This window comes from Acinetobacter sp. USHLN143 (assembly GCF_037145695.1).
Taxonomy (GTDB): Bacteria; Pseudomonadota; Gammaproteobacteria; order Pseudomonadales; family Moraxellaceae; genus Acinetobacter; species Acinetobacter fasciculus.
On record NZ_JBBCWZ010000140.1, the window covers coordinates 1 to 2,954 of the forward strand.

General features: G+C 43.3%; 3 protein-coding genes and 1 pseudogene. All 4 read left to right on the forward strand.

Annotation, left to right across the window (positions count from 1 at the left end; genetic code table 11):
- Positions 1–92: pseudogene (locus WFH18_RS17135) on the forward strand (IS5/IS1182 family transposase); the annotation flags it as partial.
- A gap of 113 nt (positions 93–205) precedes the next feature.
- Positions 206–1,420, forward strand: a complete 1,215-nt coding sequence (locus tag WFH18_RS17140; protein ID WP_005104600.1) for an MFS transporter — start codon at positions 206–208, stop codon at positions 1,418–1,420.
- Positions 1,413–1,547 (forward strand): hypothetical protein, encoded by a 135-nt coding sequence (locus WFH18_RS17145; protein WP_005104601.1) that lies wholly within the window; start codon positions 1,413–1,415, stop codon positions 1,545–1,547. Before WFH18_RS17140 ends, WFH18_RS17145 begins: the two co-directional genes overlap by 8 nt.
- A 178-nt stretch (positions 1,548–1,725) precedes the next feature.
- Positions 1,726–2,691: a TauD/TfdA dioxygenase family protein gene (locus WFH18_RS17150; protein WP_004279669.1), complete on the forward strand. Its 966-nt coding sequence runs from the start codon at positions 1,726–1,728 to the stop codon at positions 2,689–2,691.
- The last annotated feature ends 263 nt before the right edge of the window (positions 2,692–2,954 follow it).

Here is a 2,954-nt window from a genome sequence, read left to right on the forward strand (position 1 = left end):
GATATGATAAGCTAAAGTGTAGCTATGAGGGGGCAGTTGCATTAGCTTGTATATTTATTTGGCTACCTTTATCGGGTAAATTCTATACTTGAAATGTCAACAGACCCTAATAAAAAAAATTTATCTTTTGATCAATATTTATTTAATCGCCTCTATTGCTTGAATCGAATACTATACATATCAAATTTATAGGCATGAATGACGTATGGCTGACAGTCAATTTTCCAAAGCTCTTATTTTTATGCTGATTGGCTCCGCCATCATTTTGGCACTGTCACTGGGTGTACGTCATGCCTTTGGCCTGTATCTGGTACCGATGAGCGAAGAATTCGGTTGGGGTCATAATGTTTTTAGCCTGGCTATTGCCATGCAAAACCTGATCTGGGGTGCAGTTCAGCCAATTACCGGGGCATTTGCCGATAAATATGGCAGCAAGATTGTGGTAGCTGTAGGCGGAGCCTTATATGCAATTGGTCTACTCTTGATGGCAGTTAGCTCGACCGGATTATTGCTTAATCTGAGTGTCGGCCTGATTCTGGGTCTCGCCCTGTCAGCTACGTCATTTCCGGTGTTATTGTCTGCAGTTGGACGTGCTGCCCCACCAGAAAAGCGCAGTTTGGCGATGGGAATTGCTAGTGCGGCCGGATCTTTTGGTCAGTTTATCATGCTGCCTTCAACCCTGTTGCTATTACAGAATGTCGGCTGGTCAGCGGCGCTGGTGGTCAGTGCCATTTTAATTGCATTGATTGTGCCATTGGCCTGGATGCTGAAAGCACCGATGTATGTTCATCCCAACGCGGCCGCTACCCCCAATAAAGTCTCACTCAATTTTAAACAGATTCTGGTGGTGGTGAAAAATCATAAACCCTTCTGGTTTCTGGCTATGGGCTTTTTTGTTTGTGGTTTTCAGGTAGTTTTTATTGGCATTCACCTGCCTGGCTATCTGATTGATCATGGGTTTAATGCCACAACCGGTACGATCTTCTTAGCCTTAGTGGGTCTGTTTAATGTGGTAGGCACCTATACGGCCGGCTGGCTGGGTGGCAAATACTTCAAACCGCATCTACTGATGGGATTATATGCATTGCGTGGAATTGCGATTATTGCCTTTCTCATGCTGCCTCTCAGCACATGGACAGTCTATAGCTTTGGTGTCATTATGGGGTTACTCTGGTTATCGACCGTTCCGCTGACCAATGGCATTGTGGCGAATATGTTCGGGGTGAAATATCTGACCATGCTCAGTGGCATCGTGTTCTTTACCCATCAGGTTGGCTCATTTTTTGGTGGCTGGCTCGGTGGAGTTAACCATGATTTGAGTGGCAATTATAATGCGGTGTGGATGCTATCCATTGTCCTCAGCATTTTTGGCGTACTGGTGCATTTCTGGGTCAATGAGGAGCAAATCGTCCATGACTGATTCTCTATTGAAACTCAAACTCTTGATTGCTGTGGCAATCCTGCTTTTACTGGCTTTGTCGATTGGACTGTGGTTTCAAACACCTCAGTTATTTGAATATTTTAATCAGGCTTTTTGCGCACACTAAACTGCTGAAATATCCTCAGCAGAAAATGCGCAATCCATCGCACAATAAGTTAAATGTTTCAAAATCAACTAAATATTAAAAATATCAGATTATTCATAAACTTATCATTTCTTTTGATTTTATTTCAGTCCGGAATTTTCTTAGATTCTCATCAACAAGAAAATTCTGAGACTTTATAATGACCAGCTTAACCCAACTTTCACAAGCCATTCATGATGCTCCACGCTGGCATCAGCAAGATCAATTTCAACATCCGGCTGAAATCAAGATTGTACCGCAAACAGATCAGGCCTTAGGCGCAGTGGTCTTTGGTCTGGATGCCCGTAAAGCCCAGTCATCTGAAACCATTTTACAGTTAAAACAGGCTCTGGCCGAGCATCTGATTTTGATCTTTAAGCAGCAAAGTCTGGATGATTTACAATACTTGGCATTTTCAACTTATTTCGGTTCCATTTTCCGCCCAGGTGCAGATACCCCGGTATTGGCTGCGCAGTCCGATAGCGGTGTTCCACCCGATGTCGTGCCGGTTTCCAATGCCGTCGGTCAGGGAGACTATACCGGGCATGGTGAACTGACTCCACATACCGATCATCAATGGACACCTTTACCCTCTTTTGCTTCCTTATTGTATGCGATTGAACTGCCTCAGAACGGTGGACAGACCAGCTGGATCAATACCATTAAAGCCTATGATGCACTCAATAAAGAAACCAAAGCACAGATTGATCAGCTGCAACTGATTACTTATAACCCTTTCGTGCGCCGTCAAAAAACCAGAGATCAGGCTGATGATCAAGGTTATGGCAATAGCCCGCTGTATCGCTTTAAAGATCAGCCCATATTAAGTCATGCCTATCCACATCCACTGGTGCGCACTCATCCTGAATCCGGTCGTAAAGCACTTTGGCTGAATACGCATACCGAAGTCGAACTGGTCAATTATGATGATCAGGCTGGCAGTCAACTGATCGCAAAATTACGTGAGCATATTTCAAAACCTGAGTTCGCTTATGAACATCACTGGGAAATTGGCGATATCGTGTTCTGGGATAATCAGGTGACTTTGCACTCACGCCGTCCATTCCCGGCTGATCAGCGCCGTTTATTAAAACGCATCAGTCTGGCGGGTAGCCGTCCGTTTTAGAAATGAGAAAATCAGAATAACAAGAAAGGTCATTACAACCTTCGATAATAATGACTCACATGTAAATCCTCTACCATTGAGACTTTGACCGGCCCAATGGTTTTTTATTTTCTCGAATAATAAAACTATCTAACTCTGAATATAAGTATAGATAACCTGAGTTCGACATAAAAAATAAATAAAAAAAAGCCTTAGCATCTGTAATATCTTGGTTACGAAGACAAAACATTTCAGAGCAAGGCTTTTTCATGGACTATATTACC